Below are 21,331 nucleotides of genomic sequence, written 5' to 3'. Positions count from 1 at the left end.
GTGCTCAATTTCATCTACTATCCGGTATCCGCGATTCTGTGGGTCTGGCACAAGGTCTTCGGGTTCATTCTCGGCCCGGACAACGGAATAGCCTGGGCGCTTTCCGTGGTGTTCCTGGTGTTCACCTTGCGTGCGGTTCTGTACAAGCCGTTCGTGAAGCAGGTCCGCACGACGCGTCAGATGCAGGAACTGCAGCCACAGATCAAGGCATTGCAGAAGAAGTATTCGGGCGACCGTCAGCGCCAGGCCGTCGAGATGCAGAAGCTCCAGAAGGAGCACGGATTCAACCCGATCATGGGCTGTCTCCCGGTCTTGGCTCAGGCTCCGGTGTTCATCGGTCTGTTCCACGTCCTGCGCTCGTTCAACCGCACCGGCACCGGCATGGGCCAGCTGGGCATGAGCGCCGAAGACAACCTCAACACCCCGAACTACGTCTTCTCGGCCACTGACGTCCAGTCGTTCCTGGATGCTCGTCTGTTCGGCGCGCCCATCTCGGCCGCGATCACGACGCCGGTTGCGCAGCTTCAGGCCTACGTCACCGAGAACGTTCCCGAGCTTCCGTCACGGCTGAACATCATTCTCGTGGCCGCTCCGCTGATGATCATCGCCAGCATCGCGACGCACTTCAACTCACGCGCTTCTGTTGCCCGTCAGAGCGAAGCAGCTGCCGCGAACCCGCAGTCCGCGATCATGAACAAGCTCGCCCTGTACGTCTTCCCGCTCGGTGTTCTGGTCGGTGGACCGTTCCTTCCGATCGCGATCCTCCTGTACTGGGTGTCGAACAACATCTGGACCTACGGTCAGCAGCACCTCGTCTTCCGCAAGATCGACGCGGAAGAAGAAGCCAAGAAGCAGGAAGCGATCACTCGCCGCAACGACAATGCGCCCAAGCCCGGTGCCCGTCCCGATCCCAGCAAGAAGAAGGGATCTCCGGCTGCGCTGAAGACCGCGGATTCAGCCGACGACGACGGTGACGCCCCGGAAGTTTCGCTCAAGAAGCCACAGCCGAAGCCCTCGGGTTCCAGTGGTGGTTCCACGTCGAAACCGAAACAGAACCGGCCACAGAGCAACCGCGGCAACTCCCCCAAGCGCAATAAACGGCGCTGATCCAGGAAAGAGAACGACCAATGTCCAGTGAAGCTGACATCGTTGTGGATGGAGAGAACGCAGACGTGAGCACCGAGACCACTGCGCCGGTTACCGATGTGGATGTAGACATCGACGATTCCGATGACGACCTGATCGAAGAGGGCGAGATCGCCGGCGACTACCTCGAGCAGTTGCTCGACGTTCTCGATTTCGACGGAGACATCGACCTTGACGTCGAGGGCGATCGGGCGATCGTCAGCATCGACGGCGGCGACGACCTGACCAAGCTTGTGGGACGTAAGGGTGAGGTTCTGGATGCTCTCCAAGAGCTGACTCGTCTGGCTGTTCAACAGTCGACCGGCGAGCGCAGCCGCTTGATGCTCGACATCGCCGGATGGCGGGCGGGCCGCCGCGAGGCACTCAGTGCTCTCGGTGCGGAAGCTGCACAGCGTGTTCTCGAGACCGGCGAACGCGAAGAGCTTGCTCCGATGACGCCGTTCGAACGCAAGATCGTGCACGACGCCGTCGCCAAGGTCGCCGGTGTTTCCAGCGAGAGCGAAGGCGCTGAGCCGTCTCGCCGAGTAGTTGTCCTCAAGGACTGACACTCCCCCCTTGATCGAATGCGGGCCCCGGATTTTCCGGGGCCCGCTTTTGTGTCCGAGAGTGTTTCACGTGAAACCGAATCCGGCGGCACGGTGAAGGTCAGGTGCCTATCGTTGTCGACACGGCCTATCTCTATTTCGGAACCTGTCGTCAATGAAGCGTCGTGAAGGGAAGCAATCTTGCTGATACGACCCGCGACACGGGCCGAGCTGGAAGAGCCCGTGGGGTTCGCGATGAACGATCCGGTCGAGTTCGTCGACACTGACTCGCTCCGGGAAGAGGTGGCGGCCGGACGGCTTCGTCCGGAATGGAGTTGGTTCGCCGTTGACGGCTCCAGGATCGTCGCGCGTGCCCTGTGGTGGGGGCGTGAGGACAGTGAGCGTCCGCTCGCCCTTGATTTCCTGCACGTGCTGGCTGACGTGCCGGATCGTGCTGCGCTTGCCGCCGAACTCATGTCGCGGGCGCACACCGAGTTCCATGCGAAACCTGAGTATGTGCTGGTCGTGCCGACCGCCGGGCAGGACGCGAATTCCGCCGTCGCAGACGCCGTGTCCTGGCGTCGTGAGGCGGCCCAGGCGGCCGGACTGACCGAGATCATCGAGCGGCTGCGTTTCGAGTGGACGCCTGCGGCCGGTGTGCCCGCCCCCTCCGAGCGTCTGACTTTCCGTCCCGCCACCGATGAGGAGTTCCTCGCGGTGTTCCAGCGGGTCGCTGTCGGCAGCCTGGACGTCGCCACGCAACGAGGCATCGCGGCTACGGACATCGTCAGCCAGGCCCGGGACGATCTCGAGTTCTACCGGTCGTGCCCCGGCGAACGATCGTGGTGGCGGCTGGCGGAGACCATGGACGGGACGCTGGTCGGCTTCGCGATCCCGTCCGCGACGCCCTACCACCGCAACGTCGGATACCTCGGAGTAGTGCCCGAGCTACGCGGGTGCCGCTACGTGGACGACATCCTCTGCGAGATCACCCGCTTTCACGCAGCCGATGGCGCCAATCGCATCACCGCGACCACGGACGTACCCAACACACCCATGGCCGCGGCGTTCAAGCGGGCGAACTACCAAGTGACCGAGGTCAGGATGGTGTTCGAGGCCCCGGCGGGCTGATCCGGGCCTCAACCGGAGGTTCGCTGCCGTCGTGCCGGCGCGGGCCTTTCTGTCCAGCTTGTCCGACGGTGTACGGGGTGACGCGGAGACCGCCGTGTACCAGGGGGTAAAGGTGGCCAGGTTCCAACTCGGCCCACATATCCTGCTGCAACGGTGTTATACGAAAATGGCTAGCGACCGAGACTTCGATCCCGAACATATCTCGCAGGCGGGCGGCGATGTTGGGTGCTTTGAGCGGGATGCTCGTGTGCGGCCTGAGTTGTTGGCCCGTGGTCTTCGAACTGCAGCAGAGAATGGAAGTCCAGTCTTTCCCGCCCGGGCGGGGTGGAGTATTGGCTCTGCTGGTTGTTGCCGCTGGGAGTTGTCGCCGTCGTATTCATTCCACTTGCACTGGCATGGCGATCCGGGAGAGCAGTCATGCTCAGCTTGCCTCATTGCCTCATTGCCTCATTGCCTCATTGGCTGTCGGCGGCACACTGTGCACGTTCGGATAATCGATCGACAACACGGCGTACTACATGTGAGCCCCTCCCCTCCCCCAGCGGAAATAGTCGGCCCTTCGTTTCACGTGAAACCGGATCGATGGTTGTTGCCCCGAGCCCTCGATCTCCATCCCAGATTGGTATTGGATGTCTACTGGATGGCGATCACGACCCAATGGCTTCTGGTGTGCCATCGTCAGCGCGAACCCCAACCTGACGGATGCGGCCGTGAACCAACTTCAGCCCGTCACCGTTTGCTTGCTCGATCATCGCGATCTGTGGGGCTTCGGCGCCTAGATCGCCGAGATCGGATCGTCTTCGGATATTTCGAATGTCGCGAACGGTTCGTCGTGCGCCGGAGTCGACGATCGTTCCGGAGATGCCAAGTGGCGGATCTCGTGTTCGAGTCCCACCCAGTGTCGAGCCGGCATGGAACGACGGTGCAGTTCGATGAAGAAATTTATGTGGTGCGGATTGCTCAATGCATCTGCGAACGGAGTCGAGGGCGAGCCCAATGCTGCGGAGTGCGTTCACCATCAGTCCAGAGGAGAGGGTGAACTCTCGGATGCGCATCGGTAGGTGCGAAGCTCCTTGGATTGATTCTCGTTTTGTGATGACAAGTCTCCGGTGTTCCGCAACAGGAGTGTCAAGCCGACGGATGTATGGCTCGCAACAACCGGCGATGAGATACCGAAGTTGTCCGAGATCTGGAATCGAAGTCTGTTTTCCGAGTCGACCTACAGAGAGGATTTGACTGACCGAGTCCGTTCTGCAGTCCGTCGCCGGCGATCTTTTGCAACGACTTTTTCATCGAAAATTGGTCTTTTTGGGTCAAAATTCCATCCATGTAACTACCCATGGCAGTTTCGTCACTGTGATGATACTAAGAATTGCGCTCCTATCTGAATTCGATCGCCCGGCCATGTTTCACGTGAAACGCGTCAGAATTGGAAGAATTTTCAGCGCAATGTTTCACGTGGAACGTGAACCCCTCCCCTCCCCCGCTTGAATTTTGGGCCGAATACTTCCCAAAGAATGAACGAGTCGGCAGACTCACAGCGAGTCGGTGTGCAGAAGCGAACACATGTCGGCTCCAGAGCGGATAATGATTTCGGTCTTGATTGTTGATTTCGCGGTTTACGCGGGAGGATGTTTCACGTGGAACAGAATGGTGCGGCGTCGGTTGACTGGGACGAACAAGAGACTGCGCGCGCAGTGTTCGGTGACAGATATGAGATCGCGGAACGGTACTACCAATCCCTTGCAACGGATGGTGTCGAGCGCGGGCTCATTGGTCCCCGTGAAGTCCCTCGACTGTGGGAGCGTCACCTTCTCAATTGCGCCGTCATCGGTGAGTTGATTGCCGAAGGCGAGTCGGTTGTGGACGTTGGAAGCGGCGCCGGCCTACCCGGTATCCCTCTCGCAATCGCCCGCCCGGACTTGAAGGTGACTCTGGTCGAACCGTTGCTTCGACGCTCGGTGTACCTCGCGGAGTTCATCGAGTCCAACGGCTTGGACGTATTGGTTGTCCGAGGGCGAGCCGAGGAATCGGGTGTTGTGAAGGAAGCGGGCGGCGCGGATGTAGTCACCTCGCGAGCTGTGGCGCCTCTCGAGAAGCTCGCACGTTGGTCCCTCCCACTCATTCACGAGCACGGCCGAATGTTGGCACTCAAGGGTTCGAGCGCCGCCGAGGAGATCGAGCGAGACCGTACGGCGCTCACCAAGTTGGGCGCAGGTAAGTTGGAAATACTCGAATGCGGAGCCAAGATTCTCCGCACCCCCACTGTTGTGGTGAAGGCCGAACGTCTCCCGAAGCGCCGCCAGCGTTGATGATTTACACGCATGCAATCGAGAGCAATGTACAGACGATGAGAGCACCTAGTGATCGATTCCCAATCGAAGGAGCAGTCAATGTCGGGTCGATCTGAATCCGCCGTTTCACGTGAAACACCGAAGCAGCACACGAGTGCGGGTGCGGATCAGATCGTCAACGACGACGACAATTTCACCGCCCCCTACGCGGCGATCTCCTCGGAGGAGACCCCCATCGGGGCGGCCGCGCATCGAGCGAGCCAAGTGCTTCATCCCCATTCGGTGACGCTGCCGAAGCCGGCGTTCCGCCGCGTGATCACCATCGCGAACCAGAAGGGTGGCGTCGGCAAGACGACGACCACGGTGAACCTTGCGTCGGCGCTCGCTCTTCAAGGGCTCACTGTCCTTGTGGTCGATTTGGACCCTCAGGGCAACGCCAGCACCGCTCTGGGCGTCGTCCATACCTCGGGCACCCCGTCGAGCTACGAGCTGCTCATAGGCGAAGTGAAGGCCCCGGAGGCGATCCAGACCAGCCCGCACAGTGAGCGCCTTCTCTGCATCCCGGCAACGATCGATCTGGCGGGCGCCGAGATCGAATTGGTCTCCATGGTTGCCCGCGAGAATCGACTCAAAGGCGCGCTCAACGACAAGGTGCTAGCAGAGCTTGACGTCGACTTCGTCCTCATCGACTGCCCGCCCTCGCTGGGACTGCTGACCGTCAACGCGATGGTCGCTGCCAAGGAAGTTCTGATCCCGATCCAGTGCGAGTACTACGCCCTCGAGGGGGTCGGTCAGTTGCTCCGCAACATCGAACTCGTCCAGGCTCATCTCAACCCGGATCTGCATGTCTCCACCGTCCTTCTGACGATGTACGACGGGCGCACCAAGCTGGCCGACCAGGTCGCCGAAGAAGTACGCAAGCACTTCGGTGAGGCCGTTCTGCGCGCTGTGATTCCGCGCAGCGTGAAGGTGTCCGAGGCTCCCGGATACGGGATGACAGTTCTCGACTACGACCCGGGTTCGCGTGGCGCCATGAGTTACCTCGACGCCGGCCGTGAACTTGCCGCCCGCTCTGCCACCACGACGACCCAGGAGCAGTGAGATGAGTCAAGCACGCAAAGGTGGATTGGGCCGCGGCTTGGCTGCTCTCATCCCCACTGGGCCGGCCACGGCGCCGGGTCTGGGATCGGCTGCAGCGGACGTCGTAATCGGCGTCGACAAGCGCAACCCCTCCCCTCCCCCACCGACCAAGGCGGCCCCGAAAACGCAGAAAGCCACCAAGGCGTCGGCTGCGAAGGCTCCGGTGGAAGCTGAGCCGGAGACCGAACTCGAGCCGACCGGCGCGGTCTATCTCGAGATCGAACCGAGCCTGATCGAGACGAACCCGAAGCAGCCTCGCAGCGTTTTCGACGAGGAAGCACTCGCGGAGTTGGTTCACTCGATCCGCGAGTTCGGCTTGATGCAGCCGATCGTGGTCCGTCGTCACGGTGACAAGTACCAACTTGTCATGGGTGAGCGTCGCTGGCGCGCGAGCCAGGAAGCCGGGCTGGAGAAGATTCCGGCGATCATTCGTGAAACAGATGACGACTCGATGCTGCGCGACGCGCTCCTCGAGAACATCCATCGAGTGCAGTTGAACCCCCTCGAGGAGGCAGCGGCGTATCAGCAGCTGCTCGAGGAGTTCGAAGTCACCCACGAAGAATTGGCCAATCGGATCGGACGTTCGCGTCCCGTCGTGACCAACATGATTCGTCTGCTGAAGCTGCCGGTGGCGGTTCAGCGTCGCGTTGCGGCCGGTGTACTTTCGGCCGGCCATGCTCGCGCATTGCTGTCCCTCGAGGCGGGTGCCGACGCTCAGGAGGTCATGGCGGCGCGCATCGTCGCGGAAGGAATGTCTGTTCGCGCGACGGAGGAAGCAGTCACTCTCGCCAACCGGGCGGATAATGAGATCGCTCCCCCACAGAAGCGCAAGCCCATCGTGATGCCGGGTCTGCAGGATGTGGCCGAGCGATTGTCGGACTCGTTCGACACTCGGGTGACAGTCAGTCTGGGCAAGCGGAAGGGAAAGATTGTGGTCGAATTCGGCTCGGTCGACGACCTACAACGCATCGTCGGAATGATGGAAGCACAGAAATCCAAGTAGAGAACTCGGATGCCCGTTTGGTGACGTAATCATGATGACCGGGCACACCACCTATTTTCGTCACTGTGACAAATCTAGGTGGTCCGAGCTTCTCGAAATCTTGAACCGGGACGAAAGATGTTGAACAGCAATACATTAGGGCGATCATCTCTCGTGCCACTGCCGACATGTCGTAGCTGGCCTATCCTGGAGAAGAGAAAAGCGGCGGGCGAGCATCAAAACCGCTTCGGGGACCTACGGAGAGTGAGTTAGTCAGTGTCGACTCACGTCATCACCTCTCTCACACTCGACAGCCTCGATCAGCTTTCCGCCCATGCGCGCCGATGCGTGTTCTGGGAGATGGACCCGGGCGCGCTTCACGACGCCCGAGGATTCTGTGATCAGGAATTCGAGAAGGAAGCCTGGCTGTCGATGGTCATGCTCGAGTGGGGTTCGTGCGGACAGGTCGCCGTCCGCGACGGAAAGCCGCTCGGCAGTGCGTTGTACGCCCCTCCCCGCATGATCCCGCGCGCGCAACTGTTTCCCACCAGCCCGGTCAGCTCGGACGCAGTGCTTCTCACAAGCCTTCGCCTCGAGCCCTCGGGCATAGAGGAAGAACTAGGGCCGAGCCTGCTGGCCGCTGTCGTGACAGATCTGGTCCGACGAGGAGTTCGTGCGCTCGAGGCATTCGGTATCCGTAGCGACGACTTGGGGCCTGCTTCCGACGTGGCCAGTGCAACGGCTGCTCTGGAATGTTCACCCGCGGAATGCATGATCAGTGCCGAGTTCCTCGAGGATTACGGTTTCGAGGTCGTGGCACCGCACCATCGTTATCCGCGCCTTCGTCTCGAACTCAATCGAGATCACGAATGGAAAGTCGACGTCGAAGAAGCCCTCGACCGTCTATTGAAGGCCGCAGCTCTCGAAATGGTGGAGATCAGCGAACTCGCCAGAGTGTGAGCAGGTGCCGACCGCAGGACCTACGAAATGCGGTCGGCTACCGAAAGTTCTTCTGCGAGAAGCTCGGCGAAGGTGAAGGTGCCGGTCGGCTGATCGTCTTGACCCAGTAGGTACAGCCGCTTGACCGAGATCAAGATGGCTTCGGCGATGGTGTCACGCATCCGCGGATTCGTCAGTACCGCAACGTCGGACGCGTTGGACAGGTAGCCGAGATCGATCTGTACCGTCGGCATGTTGGTCAGGCGCAACAACTCCCACGTTCGACCGTGAGTTCTGCAGTCCCGCAACGGAGTTCGCGCAACGATCTCGCGCTGAACGAAACCGGTCAACACCTGCCCGATCATCGAGACCGAACCGTGCGAATTTCCGAAGTGGAAGCTCGCGACGCCGTTCGCCGACGGGCTCGAGTTGCTGTCGCAGCGCAGGGAGATCATCAGATCGGCGTCGAATGCGTTGGACGTCAGCGCGCGCTCGGCCTCGCTCGGATCGGCGTTGTGCGGGCGGGAGAGGAAGGTTTCCATCCCGGTTGCTGCCATCCGCCCCTCGAGGCGCATAGCCAGATCCCACAGGATGTCGGCTTCGGAGATGCCGTTGACGATGGTGCCGGTGGACGGACCACCGAGGCCTGGATCGATGACGATGCGCTTGCCGCCCAGTTGCGGGCCCTTGCGCCGCACCAGTTCCTCTTCGCTGATCGCATGTGGGGAACCACCGGTGACGCGGGTTCCCAGAAGTTCCAGCGAACGGAGTGTCTGCGGTCCGCAGATACCGTCGGCGGCAATCCCGATTTCACGCTGGAAAGACGAGAGAGATTCGTGGGTCTGCGGGCCGAAGAAACCGTCGACCCGACCTGCGTAGAAGCCGAGGTCCTGCAGTTTGGCCTGCAGAGCTGCGACGTCGTCGCCGTACAGCGGCGCAGAAAGCTGGTAAATCAATGTACGGGCGCCCAGGCGGTACGAGGCCTCGCGAAGTGACCGATAGGTGGCCGGGCCCACGATGCCGTCGACAAGGAGCCCACGCTGCTGCTGGAAGGCGCGAACGGCGCTGTCGAGTTGATGATCGAAGATGGCGTCGGGTGCAACCCAGTGGGCACCGTCGGCGCTTTCACGTCGAATACCGGAAGTTCCGTGATGGAGGTATCCCAGCTTCGTCAATGTGCCCCGAATCTCGGCGACGGCCGGGCCGTGATCGCCGTGTCGGAGTCTGTGCATGCGTGAAAGCCTCTCGGATCGGTTAACGAATTCGATCGATGTGCCTGGTCGTAGACCCGATCAGGCACATCGATCGATTATCTCAGAAATTCTGTGGATTGCGAGAATCCACGATGCTCATCCAGCCGTCAGAGAACGTCTGCGAGGTCCTTGAGCAGTGCGGCCTTGCCCTTGGCGCCGACGATCGTCTTGATCGGCTTGCCGTCCTTGAACAGGATCATCGTCGGGATCGACATGACCTGGAAATCGCGGGCGGCCGCCGGGTTGGCGTCGATGTCGAGCTTCGCGACGGTCAGCTTCTCGCTGTTCTCACCGGCGATCTCTTCGAGTACCGGGGCGACCATCTTGCACGGGCCGCACCAGGTTGCCCAGAAATCGACCAGAACGGGCTTGTCGCTGCCCAGGACGTCCTGCTTGAAGGAATCGTCGGTGATGGTGACGGTATTCGACACTGTTACTCCTCGAGGGTTGGGTTCGACAGCTTGATGAATCAGGGAGCGCCGACGACGTCGACCGTGTGGCCGGCTGCGTCGAGCGTGTTGGCGGTGATGTCGCCGCGGTCGGCCAGCCAGCGTTCGGCGTCGATTGCTGCGGAGCATCCGGTGCCGGCAGCGGTGATCGCCTGGCGGTACGTGTGATCGACCAGGTCACCGGCAGCGAAGACGCCGTCGACGGAGGTCGCGGTGGAACCGGGAGCGACGCGCACGTATCCGGCGTCGTCGAGATCGACCTGGCTCTTGACGAGCTCACTGCGCGGGTCGTGGCCGATGGCGACGAACATGCCGGTGATCTCGAGTGTGTAGGTCTCACCCGTGACGGTGTCACGAACGACGAGCCCGGTGACGCTGTTCTCGCCGAGGACCTCGACGGGCTCCGCGTTGGTCAGGAAGCGGATCTTCTCGTTGGCCTTGGCGCGCTCGAGCATGATCCGTGAGGCGCGGAATTCCTCGCGGCGGTGCACCAGGGTGACCGAGCGAGCGAAGCGGGTCAGGAAGGTTGCCTCTTCCATCGCGGAGTCGCCGCCGCCGACCACGACGATGTCCTGGTCACGGAAGAAGAAGCCGTCGCAGGTGGCGCAGGCGCTGACGCCGCGGCCGAGGAGGCGTTCTTCACCGGGAATGCCGAGGTAACGGGCTGCCGCGCCCATGGCGAGGATGATCGCGTGCGCGGCGTACGTTTCGCCGTTCGCGACGACCGTCTTGATCGGGCCGCTGAGATCGATCTCTTCGACGTCCTCGGTGCGGATGTCGGTATCGAAGCGAAGTGCCTGCTCACGCATCTGTTCCATCAGGTCGGGGCCCATGATTCCTTCGCGGAATCCGGGGAAGTTCTCGACCTCGGTGGTGGTCATGAGGGCGCCACCGAACTGGGTTCCCTCGAACAGCAGGGGCTGGAGCTCAGCGCGCGCGGTGTAGACACCAGCGGTGTATCCGGCCGGTCCGGAACCGACAATGATGACGTCATGGACCGCGGGCGTGTTTTCCAGCTGGGTGGTCATGCGAGCCTTCCAATAGTGAGTGCAGACCCTCCGCTTCTTGGAGAGCCGTACCGATCAACACCAGGATAAGGGGTGTTGTTCCCGCACTCCGCTGGAAAGTGGCTCACAGCCGGCGGCTCACAGCGCGGGACTCACTGGGCGGGGCGCGGTGCCTCCCGAACCACCAGCGCGTCCCGAACCACACAGCGCGTGCCGGTGTAGATGGTGGGCATGCACTTGTTGCAGTGGATACACAACCCCTCGTCGACGCTCTCGGCTTGGAATTTGTTGACCAGCTGTGGGTCCCTGAGGAGCGCACGCGCCATGGCAACGAATTCGAATCCTTCATCCAGTGCGTGCTCGATGGTGTCGACGCGGTTGATGCCGCCGAGCAGGATCAGTGGCATCCTCAGCGCCTGTCGGAACTGACGGGCGAAGGGCAGGAAGAAACCCTCCTCGAACGGGTACGTCGGAAAGAGTTTGGGACCGTAGAACTTCAGCCCGTACCCGACGAGTTTGGGTTGGGAGGCGACAAACTCAGCCAGTGGGACCTCACCGCGGAAGAAGTACATTCCGTTGAGAAGTGAACTGCCACCGGTCAATTGCATCGCGTCCAGATGGCCGTCGGCTTCGAGGATCTGGGCGATCGGCAGGCTCTGGTCGAGCCACAGACCTTTCGGCACCCCATCGGACATGTTGAATTTCGCGGTGACCGCCACGCTGGATCCAGCGGCGCGTCGCACCGCTTCGACGACTCGACGCGGATACTCGGCGCGCTTGGCGACGCTGCCACCGTATCGATCGTGGCGCTTGTTCAGATTGGGGCTCATGAACGAACTGAGGAGGTAGTTGTGGCCGAGATGGACCTCGATGGCGTCGAATCCTGCGTCCACGGCGACGCGAGCGGTCCGTTCGAAGTCGGAGACGACACCGTCGAGTTCGGCGAGTGTCGCGCCCTTGACGAGGCCCATCGCGGGCGGACTCAGCCGGGTCGACGGCGCCAGAGTCTTCGTCTTGTTGGAGAGCGTGTTGGCGACCAGTCCCGCGTGGCCGATCTGCGCCGCAGCAAGTGCGCCTTCGGCGTGGACGGCGTCGGTCAGTCTGCGTAGTCCCGGCAGCGCGCGCTCGTCCATGACAAGGGTGTCGCGGTGGACTCGTCCACCTGGTGAGACGGCGCAGTAGGCGACAGTGGTCATCGCGGCCCCGCCGCGGGCCACCTCGGCGTGGAAGTTGATCAGATCGTCCGAGACCGCTCCCCGGGGCATGACGCCCTCGAACGTTGCAGCTTTGACGATGCGGTTGCGCAAGGTCAGAGGGCCGAGACGTGCGGGTTCGAATATCGACGGTGTGGGCGCTGTGGTCATTTTCAACTTCCTGCGGCGGCCTGATCTTTACGATGCCAGTGGACTCGTAACTACGACGATATAGCGCCTACTCCCAATCTGTCCGACAATTCGACACGATGAATGCCACAGGATCAGGTCGCCCACGAGACCCACGCATCGACGACACAGTCCTCGAGGTCACCCGAGCGATGCTCCTCGAGGTCGGTTGGGATCAACTCAGTCTCCGGGCGATCGCGGCACGGGCAGGGGTCAGCCGAGCCTCGATGTCGCGGCGATGGCCGTCGAAGGCACATCTTGTTCTCGGGTCGATCCTGGGGGCGACACCGGACCTGACACCGTTCGAGGGCACCGATCGCGACGGCTGGATCCGTTGGGTGGTGGAGGGAAGTGCTCAGCTCTTCTCCCGTCCCGAGGTTCGCGCCGCGTCGCCAGGATTGCTGGCGGCCCTGCGCGACCACGACGACCTGCGCAACGAATTGTGGCGCGGGTTCAGTGGACCGAGTACGCAACTGTTCCTTCAGAACGCCGAAGATCCTGAATCGGCACTGCTCGATGCCAAGGCCGTGCTGGTATTGGCGGCCGGGGCAGCGATGTTTTCGAGTCTGATAGCGGTCGAGGATGATACGGACGCATTGCGTGGGAGAATCCTCGAACTCTTACTCCCGGCGGCATCGCCGCGCTGACCGTCGACGTCAGCCGATGTTCTTGACCGACAACGTATTCGGATTCCCGTCGCTGCAGTTGATGCCGACAGTCAGTGCAGTGATCTGACGCGGCTGCGATCCCGTGAAGAGTAGGACTATCGCCGGCGCCCCGTCGATGCGAATCTCGCCGGAACCGAGCAAAGGCCGGCCCTCGTCGATGCCGTTGGCGCGTAGGCATCCGGCAAGTTTGGATGGATCATCCAGTGGTCCAAGGTTTTTGGATCCGACGAGTGAGAGCAGAGACGCCGAATCCGGATCGTCGACAGCAGACGTCGCCGGTGTGCTCGGTTGAGCGACAACACTTTCGGCAGGTTCGGAATCTCGGGTTCCGACAACAACGATCACGAAGGCTACCAACACGGCTGCTGCGGCACCGAGAACCCACGCTTGTGGGCGCCGCCGGAACGGCACGACAGCTGCCTCAGCTGGCGGCTCCAGCTGTTCTGACTGTCGATCCAGTGCCGAATTGATTCGCTCGGCAAGCGAATTCGGAATCCGTTCGTGAGTGGCCTTGCTCGAGTTCAGTGTCGCGAGTGATGCCGTGACGCCGTCAAGGGCGGTGACAAATGCATGGGCGTCAGGGTCTGCGTGTACCACCGGCCACAGAGCCGCACTGGTTTCGGAATCGAGAACCCCGGCGTGAAGATCTGCGAGTAGGTCTTCCGAAAACGGAGGCGACGGAACGCGAACAGACGGATCTGTCATGAACCCTCCCTCGGCAGTCGGTGCGGACCCTTACAAGATAGGACGCGGCCGGTTCACGAATGGTTCCCGCCTTCGCGAAAGTCCTCCAACTGGGCGGCGAGACGCTTGCGCGCGCGGGCGCAGCGACTCTTCACGGTCCCTACGGGCACTCCCAACCTCTCGGCGGCCTCGGCTACCGGATACCCCTCGACATCGACGGCGACGACGGCAGCACGCTGCTCAGGCGGCAGCGATGCCAGTGCCTGTTCGACGGTGAGGCTCATGTCCACTGCCGCCGCATAGTCGCGGTGATCGCGGGGTTCCTCCGCGTTCTCCGAAGACAAAGAGAACGCCGCCCGTGATTTGTTGCGTCGGATCCGGTCGAGGCAGGCATTGACCACGATGGTGTGGAGCCAACTACGCACCGCCGCGTCGCCGCGGAACTTCGCTGCCTTGCGGTGCGCGGAGAGCAGACCCTCCTGGAGTGCGTCTGCCGCGTCCTCGTCCGAGTAGCTCGTACGCCGGGCAACGTGCCATAGATGATCCTGATGCCTGGTCAGTAGTTCACGGAACGCATGCCGATCGCCCTCGACATGAGCGGTCAACAATTCGAAATCCGTCGCCTCGAGATTCTTGTTCTCGAAACTTCTGGATTCGAATTTTCCGGCTCCGCCCCCGGTGCCCCCCCGATAACTGTGCACGGGCGGATATTAGCCCAGTCGGTAGGTTTCAGAAGGGCCAAGGGCGATCACTTTGCAGCAGTGAATGCAATCTCCGAGATGGATGTCTGGTTTTGTCCGGATTCGGTGCTGAGCTGCGTAATCCAAACCAGGACATACTGACCCGAGCCGTCCGACGTGACTGGAATGTCGGTCACGCCGTTCTTCAGGACACCCGATCCGATTTCCTTGGTCTGATCCAGCGAAGTATTCGCAGAAGGGGCAGAACGGATTTCAACGACGGTTCCCGGCGAATCAGACGTGATCGCAACGTTCTTCAGGTTGGCGGCATCGGCAAGCGTCACCATCAGGCCGACACCGTTCTTCAGCGACGGGAACGGCTGGAAGTACGAATCCGACGACCATGCGGTGGCCGGATTGCCGTCGATGGCGTTCTTCGCTGTTGCCGGCTGATCCGGCGTTCCCTGGGGTGAGAACACCGTTACGGCCGAGGAAGCTACCGGAACGGTTGCTGCCGCCGGTGCGGGCGCCGGTGAATTGTTCTCGGGCGCAGTGGCTTCGGTGGTCAGTCCGAAACTCTGCTCGCTGAGCGGGGTGTCGTTACTGCCACCCGAGAGGAAGCTCGCTACCCACACCACAAGGAGAATCAGGACGATCACGGTGAAGACACCGAGCGCCGTCAGTGCCGCGAGCATCCGCGTCGACTTCTTCTTCTCGGCCTCGATGGCTTCGGGGTCGTTCAGTGCATGACCCGACGCACCCTGTTCGCGGTGGCCGAGACGAAGTGCCGGAATCATTTCCGTCTTGTCGTTGACGACGGACGCCTGATCGAGGATGTGCTGCACGGTGGCAGCAGTGCGGATTCCACTCTCCGACTGCAACGCTCGAACCGCAACGGCCGAGATGTCGAACGGAACCTCCGGACGGACGACCCGAGGCTCGACGATGTTCCCGTCGGCGCCGCGGCCGGCGGGAAGCAAACCACCGACGGGACCGGCGGACGGTTCGGCCAGCGGCCAGCGAGCCGTGATGAGCGAGTACAGCATGGCGCCGAGGCCGCGGACGTCGCTGGTGGAATCGGCGTCGGCAAGCGTCGCCGGGAACGCCAGTACGGCGTCACCGTTGATGCTGATGCGAACGCGGTCCGGGTGATCGATGGACAGCGCACCGCCGGTGCGGTGAGCAGCTTCGGCAGCCGCCGCCAGGGCACGGATGGCGCGGGCTGCACCGATCGGTGACGGCGTCGTCTCGGCCATCTCACGCAGCGAACGGCCGGGAGTCCATTCGGCGACGACGATGCCGCCCGAGCTTCCGCGGACGACGTCGAGGACGCGAGCCAGACCGGGCGAGTTGATTCGTCCCAGGCGCAGAGTGCGTGAGAGAACTGCCTGCGGTCCGGACTGGCTGTCGTCGTCACCGCGCTGATCGGCGTCGACGAACGTCAGGGCTACTTCACGGTCGAGCTTGACGTCGAGAGCTTCCCAGAACTGCAGTCCGCGGGTTCCGCCGTGCGGCGCGAGCAGACGGTAGCGTCCGCCGGCGACAGAGGCGCCGGGAATGAGCTTCGGTCCACGTGGCATCGGTCGCTGGGCCGGTCGTGATGCGGATCCGGCGGAAGGTGTGCGAGGTGCAGCGGGCGGTGGTGTCTGAGCGGCAGCCGTCTTCTGAGATTCGGGTGCCTTCTTGTCCGGAGCAGGCGTCTTCGGCGCGGGTGTCTTCGAGACAGGTGCTGAAGGTGTCTTCGACACGGGCGCCGAAGGTGCCTTGGACACACTGACCGGAGGTACCGGCGGAGCGGCCTTCTGCACCGGCGGCTGCGGCTTCTGACCCTGCGGGCTTTGGCCCTGCTGCGGTCGCTGTGCGGGCTGCTGTGGTTTCTGACCCTGCTGTGGCTTCTGGCCGGCAGATGCGGAGGAACTCGTGGATGCAGGTGTGCCCGACGATGCCGTTGACTTCTGTTCGGACGCTTTCACGGCAGAAGTCCCGGCACTCTTGTTGCCGGAAACGTTGTCGTCGCTCACCCTCGCTCCTTCTCCATCGATAGCCCGTCCCCGAATACGCGCGGGTTGCGATCCTGTACGCCCACGACCAGGGTACGGGAGCGCACCCGGTCGTTCTTGCTCGTTTGATTCCGTTCTGATTGCAGGAATCAGCTCGGTGACGTCGTCGTCGGTGTTGTTACGTGTGTCCGGTTCGGCGCGACCTGTCAGTGAACGAATCTTGCGGGAGACCGCAACCGTTACCGACAGGACTTCCGGAACCTTCTTGAAGTAGAGAATCGTGAAGGTGATCGCGAGCATCAGGATGCCGCCGACGGCGACGCGAACCATCGAGCCGGGTCCGCCGAAACGCTCGGTGAGTTGATCGAATCCGAGGACGCGGTCGACCGCGAGCATGGTCAGCGAACCGGCCAGCGAGGCGAGTACGACGGACCAGACTGTCTTGCCCACGTTGGCCATCTGCAGGTTTCCGAGGCTGCGGTGCAGGAGGTACCCGCCGATGACGGCGCCGGTGATGTATCCGAGACCGTTGGCCGCACCGAGCAGGATCACGACCTGATCGCTGTTGGATGCGAAGACCGGAGCGAGCGCCGAGAAAGCGATTTTCACTGCAGTGATGCCGAGAACGATCCACGTCGGCGTCCAGGCCTGTTCGCGGGCGTAGAACACTCGAAGTTGGATCAGGACCAGCGCGTACGGAATCAACGTGAATGCCGACCAGCTCACGGCGGTGCCGAGTCGTTCGGCCTGTTCGGGTCCGAAGCGGCCGTAACCGTAGAGCGCTTCACCGACCTGCGGACCCATGAAGGTCAGGAACATGATGATCGGAACCAGCGTGATCATGGTCAGACGCGTTGCGACCGACAGATCGTCCACGACTGCCGGGGTGTCGTCGGCAGCAGCGTTGCGGCTCAGGCGCGGCATGATCGCCGTCAGAACCGTCACTCCGAGCACGCCGTACGGGAGCTGCAGGAGCAACCAGGCCTGGCTGTAGATGGCAGGGCCGGCTTCGTCGGCGTGGGAGGAGATCTTGGTCGCGAAGATCATGCCCATCTGGCTGATCAGGACGTACAAGACGATGGCGACGGCCATGCCGCCGAACTGGCGCAGGCGGTCGTCGAGACCCCACAGCGGCTTGAGCGAGATCTTCTCGCGGCGAAGCGCGGGGATCAGGCTGGCTGCCTGCACGATGACGCCGATGGTGATGCCGATGCCGAGGGTGAGCAGCTTTGCATCGCCCATCGAGACCGGATCAAGCGAGATCTCACCCGGAGTCAGGCGATAGACCACGAGCACCACGAGGACGACGACATTGTTGAGTACGGGAGCCCAGGCTCCGGGCTTGAAGATCTGTCTGGTGTTCAGAAACGCTGTGAACAGCGCCGACAGCCCGTAGAACAGGATTGCCGGCAGAAGCAGATAAGACAGCGCCGTGGTCAGGTCGGTGCTGACTTTGCCGTCTTCGGACAGGAAGACGTATTTGGTGAGTACGGGTGCTGCCAGGGTCGCGAGCAGCGCGGCCATGCCCAGTAGGACGAGCGACGCCGTGAAGAGGCGTCGGACAAACGCTTCGCCGTGATCGGCGTCCTCCCGCTCGGCGCGGACCAGCACGGGGACGACGATCGCGGTCAGAACGGCGCCCAAGACGAGCTCCGCGATCATGTTCGGAATCTGGCTGGCGACGGTGAACGAGCTGGCGATGGCCGGACCGAGGACCATCAGGATCATCAACTGCTTGGCGAATCCCGTGATGCGGCTAGTCAGCGTCGCGATCGCGATGGAACCCGTTGCCGCGAGGAGTCGAGAGTTCGTCTCCTTGCGTTCCCCGACCTGGACATGGGCGTCGGTGTCGAACTCGTCCGACGTGGTCGTCTGCCGGTCGGCGAATTCCATCTCGGCTTCGCGGTACCGGGGGTAGTCGCGGATCACCGGGATGGTCATGGTGGGTGCGTCGTCGAAACGTGCGTCCGGGTTGACCGGCTGGATCGGGTAACCGCGCTCCCACGGTGGCATCCGAGGATGCGAACGGGTCGTGGCACTCTTGCGGGTGATCGCCGAGCGGCGACCCTCCTCGGGTGGATTCCCGGTCATGAGCGTTCGTACCCTTCATCTGCTGGGTCCGGCTGACCCTTGAATCGATGCCACAGCCGTCGCCCTGCCAGGAACAGCAGCAACCCTCCCGCTGTCGCCGTCACGGCGGCCAGGGGACGACCGTACGCATTCGACCGTACGGTCACGCTGGTCGGCGTACCCAATTGGCGGCCATCTGTCGTGGTCAGCGAGAAGTTGACTTCCAGCTTGCGAGAATCGTTCATTTCCGCGGGCACAGTCAACTGTCGGCTACCTCGCGGCGGAAGCTGTTTGGGACCGATGTCACTGATCTGCATCTCGGGTGGGGCTTCCACACGCAGGTCGACGTTGATGGCGATGGGCAGCTCGTTGCGCGCCACCAGCAGGAGCGGACTCTGCCCCGACGCGAGGGTGTAGACGCCGCCCGGAGACACCACACTGACGGCCCGGTACATCCCGTCGACGGCTTCGGTGACGTTGTCGGCGCGGATGGTCGCGGCCCGCTCCGCCCGATTGACCGACGCGGAGTCGACGTTGCGGCGATCGGCCAAGGTCATCGAACGGAGTAGATCTTCGCGGAGCGGCGCCGTGAATCCCCGGGGGGTGAGCGAAGCCGCCGGATCGTCCACGAGCGAAGCTTCGAGCCCGTCGATACGCGGAAGTTGGGTGGTTGCGGTCTCGACGACGGACGTTTGCGGACCGTCCTGGGTAGCCCGGTCCGGGTAGTCGAGAGTGGCGGCGTCCGTCGCGCCCGGTTGCCTGCCGAGCAGTGCCGGCAGGGCCTGAGGTGAGGCGAGCCCGGACCGGATGAGGGTCGCGAGCATCGAGAGCACCGCCGTGGCGTCGTTGCTGTCGGCGGTCCACAGTTGCGGCGGCGCGAAGATCTGATTGCGCGGCAGCGACGTCGGCGTCAGCGCGGCCCAGGCCATCGCCCCCAGCGCGTCCTGACGCCGGGCGCTGCGCGATTCGATGTCGATGGTCGGCGCGGTGTCGTCGGGAATGTACGACGGGACCTGCGGCTCCGAGCCGGTGGCGGCCAGCGCCGCTGCCGCCGAGGTGTCGAAGGCAAGCGCGTCGAGTGAGCCGGTTATCCGCGACGACAGCTGCGGAGCTGCCGAGTCGACGGAAGTGTCAGCCACCATCGCTGTGGTGGGATTCACGCTCAGCACCTCTGCGGTGGCCGAGTCGAGGACACCCGAATCCGGCCAGACGAAATCTCGCAGTGAGGTCACGCCGAGGATGTTGTCGACGATGTCCGCCGGCCGTGTGAGCGCGGTAGCCGTCAACTCCGGATTGGCCACCGAGGTGACCGCGGCGAGATCGGCCTGGGCGAACGGAACCGCCGTCGTGCACATCGAGGACGCGAGGGTCTTCACCCGGCCGAGCCACTGGTTGGCGGCGTCGCTGCCGCGGCCTTCGTGCGACGGTCCGGTGGGATCTGACGAGTTGTCGGCCACGAGGTATCCGCGAGTCATGTTCTCGACGGTGATCAGAAGGTCGGGGTCGATTGCCAGACAGAGCGCATCCGTGACGCGGCGATCGGTGTCGCTCTCGGGCTTGGTGGCGTTCTCCACCGCATCGACCAACGCGTCCAGGCGCCCGCCGTCGGAAAGTTCGGTGGCGAGTTCGTCGTCGATCAGGCGTACGGGCTCGTTGACCGCGCCGGGTATTCCGCCGACGAGTCGTGGCGCGTCGGCCAGCGGCCACATGAGCGTGACGCCGATCGGGGCGGACGTGTCGGGGGGAACGACGGCCGTGGCGGACGAACTGGGGGTTCCGGCTGTGGCGTTCGATTCGGCTGCGGCCGGCACACCGAGGACGGGGAGCAAGAAGCGTGCGTCGTCGAGTCGGGCGGCACCGCCGTACTCCGGGGTGCCGTTCACGTTGACGAGCATCGGGTAGACGCCCGGTTCGGTGATGTCGAGAGACAACCCGGTAGTGCTCCGCAACGGCAAGGTGAGCGTGAACTGCTTGGACTGGCCGGTGTCGAGGGTGGTGGCAACGGTGTCGAATTCGCCGACCGTGTCGAAAACGGCCTGGTCGAAGTCGAGTGCTGCGCGCACGTCCGAACTGGAGTCGATCGCGGGAGCGCGTTGCAGCCTCACTCCGACGTCCTCGACGGGACGGTCACCGACGTTCTTCACCGTCCCCTTGACCACGACGTTGCGGTCGCTGGTGGTCGTCACCGTGGTCGGTGCGGTGGAGTCGATGGTCAGCTGCAGAAATTTGGCATCGTTGGTGTTTCGCGCCGGGGCGCGCTCACTGGGCTGGCTGGACGGCGCTGCCCATGCGACGGCCGTCGTTGCAGGCCCGAAACCGACAGCGGCCATCACCAGAGCGGCCACACCGGCCCGCCGCAGTGCCATTCTCATCCGGCGTCCGGTTCCTTCGGGCGCTGTTCTTGCCGTATTTCCGTTCGCGGCATCTCGGCGATCATCTGGGACGCGAGTTCTGCGAGTTTGCGCTCGTCGGCGTATGCGAGGCGCGAGTGCAATTCCGTCAGCGGCACCCAAGCGACTTCGGTGACCTCGATGTCCTCGTCGGAGAGTTCACCGCCGAGAAAGCGGAGGAGATAGTGGTGCACGGTCTTGTGGACGCGTCGACCTTCGGTCACGAACCAGTAGTCGATGCTGCCCAGCGGTGCCAGGACGGTTCCCTGGATACCGGTTTCTTCTTCGACCTCACGCATCGCGGTCTGCTCAGCGGTCTCACCTTGTTCGATATGGCCCTTCGGTAGCGACCAGAGCAGGCGTCCGCGGCGGTCGGTTCGGCCGATCAGTGCAGCGCAGAGGCGTTCCGGGGGTCCTCCCCAGCCGTCGACGACCAAGCCGCCCGCAGAAGTTTCACGGACGGTTCGCATCAAAGGTTTATCGGGGTTGCCGACGGCAGGTCGACGCCGCGGGTTGCGGCGACTCCTGTTTGTTCGTTCGGCACCAGACACCTCATCGATACTAGTTGGCGTTGCAGCGTTGCCCGGTAACC

The 21,331-nt window shown here is 62.9% G+C and carries 18 protein-coding genes; 8 read left to right on the top strand and 10 right to left on the bottom strand.

Features of this window, described 5'->3' with window-relative positions; all coding sequences use genetic code 11:
- The 3 genes from yidC to AC1Q61_RS19805 all read left to right on the top strand — a co-directional run bounded on the left by yidC (position 1) and on the right by AC1Q61_RS19805 (position 2,801).
- Entirely contained in the window at positions 1 to 1,107 is a 1,107-nt protein-coding gene (gene yidC / locus AC1Q61_RS19815; protein ID WP_003942570.1) for a membrane protein insertase YidC, read from the top strand.
- A 20-nt stretch (positions 1,108 to 1,127) separates the two neighbouring features.
- Positions 1,128 to 1,691, top strand: coding sequence for a Jag family protein (locus AC1Q61_RS19810; protein WP_003942504.1), 564 nt, complete (start codon positions 1,128 to 1,130; stop codon positions 1,689 to 1,691).
- A gap of 234 nt (positions 1,692 to 1,925) precedes the next feature.
- Positions 1,926 to 2,801, top strand: a complete 876-nt coding sequence (locus AC1Q61_RS19805) for a GNAT family N-acetyltransferase (protein ID WP_042453666.1) — start codon at positions 1,926 to 1,928, stop codon at positions 2,799 to 2,801.
- A 775-nt stretch (positions 2,802 to 3,576) separates the two neighbouring features.
- Here the strand turns inward: AC1Q61_RS19805 and AC1Q61_RS19800 are convergent.
- Complete coding sequence (locus tag AC1Q61_RS19800; protein ID WP_157838935.1) at positions 3,577 to 3,714, bottom strand: hypothetical protein; 138 nt, start codon at positions 3,712 to 3,714, stop codon at positions 3,577 to 3,579.
- 718 nt (positions 3,715 to 4,432) lie between these two features.
- Here AC1Q61_RS19800 and rsmG point away from each other — a divergent pair.
- The 4 genes from rsmG (at position 4,433) to AC1Q61_RS19780 (ending at position 8,177) form a co-directional block, all read left to right on the top strand.
- A complete protein-coding gene (rsmG, locus tag AC1Q61_RS19795; RefSeq protein ID WP_019746204.1) occupies positions 4,433 to 5,113 on the top strand; it encodes a 16S rRNA (guanine(527)-N(7))-methyltransferase RsmG in 681 nt (226 codons plus the stop codon).
- An 81-nt stretch (positions 5,114 to 5,194) separates the two neighbouring features.
- Positions 5,195 to 6,196, top strand: a complete 1,002-nt coding sequence (locus AC1Q61_RS19790) for a ParA family protein (RefSeq protein ID WP_003942510.1) — start codon at positions 5,195 to 5,197, stop codon at positions 6,194 to 6,196.
- Position 6,197: 1 nt separating this feature from the next.
- Positions 6,198 to 7,238 carry a ParB/RepB/Spo0J family partition protein gene (locus tag AC1Q61_RS19785; protein ID WP_007729136.1) on the top strand — a complete coding sequence of 347 codons (1,041 nt, stop codon included), beginning with the start codon at positions 6,198 to 6,200 and terminating at the stop codon, positions 7,236 to 7,238.
- 255 nt (positions 7,239 to 7,493) lie between these two features.
- The gene (locus tag AC1Q61_RS19780; RefSeq protein ID WP_007729135.1) at positions 7,494 to 8,177 is read left to right on the top strand and encodes a hypothetical protein; all 684 of its coding nucleotides are present in this window, start codon (positions 7,494 to 7,496) and stop codon (positions 8,175 to 8,177) included.
- A gap of 20 nt (positions 8,178 to 8,197) precedes the next feature.
- On the opposite strand, the gene AC1Q61_RS19775 is transcribed toward AC1Q61_RS19780, so the two are convergent.
- The 4 genes from AC1Q61_RS19775 to nox all read right to left on the bottom strand — a co-directional run bounded on the left by AC1Q61_RS19775 (position 8,198) and on the right by nox (position 12,229).
- Positions 8,198 to 9,388 carry an N-acetylmuramoyl-L-alanine amidase gene (locus AC1Q61_RS19775; protein WP_003942558.1) on the bottom strand — a complete coding sequence of 397 codons (1,191 nt, stop codon included), beginning with the start codon at positions 9,386 to 9,388 and terminating at the stop codon, positions 8,198 to 8,200.
- 128 nt (positions 9,389 to 9,516) lie between these two features.
- On the bottom strand, positions 9,517 to 9,840 hold the full coding sequence (gene trxA / locus AC1Q61_RS19770; protein ID WP_003942530.1) for a thioredoxin: 324 nt from the start codon (positions 9,838 to 9,840) through the stop codon (positions 9,517 to 9,519).
- Positions 9,841 to 9,878: 38 nt separating this feature from the next.
- Entirely contained in the window at positions 9,879 to 10,886 is a 1,008-nt protein-coding gene (trxB, locus tag AC1Q61_RS19765) for a thioredoxin-disulfide reductase (protein WP_042920753.1), read from the bottom strand.
- A gap of 131 nt (positions 10,887 to 11,017) precedes the next feature.
- Positions 11,018 to 12,229, bottom strand: coding sequence for a 4,4'-dithiodibutanoate disulfide reductase (gene nox / locus AC1Q61_RS19760; protein ID WP_161121374.1), 1,212 nt, complete (start codon positions 12,227 to 12,229; stop codon positions 11,018 to 11,020).
- A gap of 98 nt (positions 12,230 to 12,327) precedes the next feature.
- On the opposite strand from nox, the gene AC1Q61_RS19755 reads away from it, so the two are divergent.
- Positions 12,328 to 12,894, top strand: coding sequence for a helix-turn-helix domain-containing protein (locus AC1Q61_RS19755; protein WP_042920755.1), 567 nt, complete (start codon positions 12,328 to 12,330; stop codon positions 12,892 to 12,894).
- A 9-nt stretch (positions 12,895 to 12,903) separates the two neighbouring features.
- On the opposite strand, the gene AC1Q61_RS19750 is transcribed toward AC1Q61_RS19755, so the two are convergent.
- Genes AC1Q61_RS19750 through AC1Q61_RS19730 form a run of 5 tightly spaced genes read right to left on the bottom strand, consistent with a single transcriptional unit; the run spans position 12,904 to position 21,290 of the window.
- On the bottom strand, positions 12,904 to 13,620 hold the full coding sequence (locus AC1Q61_RS19750; protein WP_215516217.1) for an RsmA family anti-sigma factor: 717 nt from the start codon (positions 13,618 to 13,620) through the stop codon (positions 12,904 to 12,906).
- A 53-nt stretch (positions 13,621 to 13,673) separates the two neighbouring features.
- Positions 13,674 to 14,300: an RNA polymerase sigma factor SigM gene (gene sigM / locus AC1Q61_RS19745; RefSeq protein ID WP_215516216.1), complete on the bottom strand. Its 627-nt coding sequence runs from the start codon at positions 14,298 to 14,300 to the stop codon at positions 13,674 to 13,676.
- 47 nt (positions 14,301 to 14,347) lie between these two features.
- Positions 14,348 to 18,370, bottom strand: coding sequence for a murein biosynthesis integral membrane protein MurJ (locus tag AC1Q61_RS19740; protein ID WP_215516215.1), 4,023 nt, complete (start codon positions 18,368 to 18,370; stop codon positions 14,348 to 14,350).
- On the bottom strand, positions 18,367 to 20,721 hold the full coding sequence (locus tag AC1Q61_RS19735) for a DUF6049 family protein (RefSeq protein ID WP_007729124.1): 2,355 nt from the start codon (positions 20,719 to 20,721) through the stop codon (positions 18,367 to 18,369). The genes AC1Q61_RS19740 and AC1Q61_RS19735 overlap by 4 nt, the downstream gene beginning before the upstream one ends.
- Positions 20,718 to 21,290: an NUDIX hydrolase gene (locus AC1Q61_RS19730; protein ID WP_030537486.1), complete on the bottom strand. Its 573-nt coding sequence runs from the start codon at positions 21,288 to 21,290 to the stop codon at positions 20,718 to 20,720. Before AC1Q61_RS19730 ends, AC1Q61_RS19735 begins: the two co-directional genes overlap by 4 nt.
- Positions 21,291 to 21,331 lie beyond the last annotated feature (41 nt).

This window comes from Rhodococcus sp. MPR-R1B (assembly GCF_058793255.1).
Note: the sequence above shows the minus strand (reverse complement) of the source record. Positions and strands in the feature narration are given on the sequence as shown.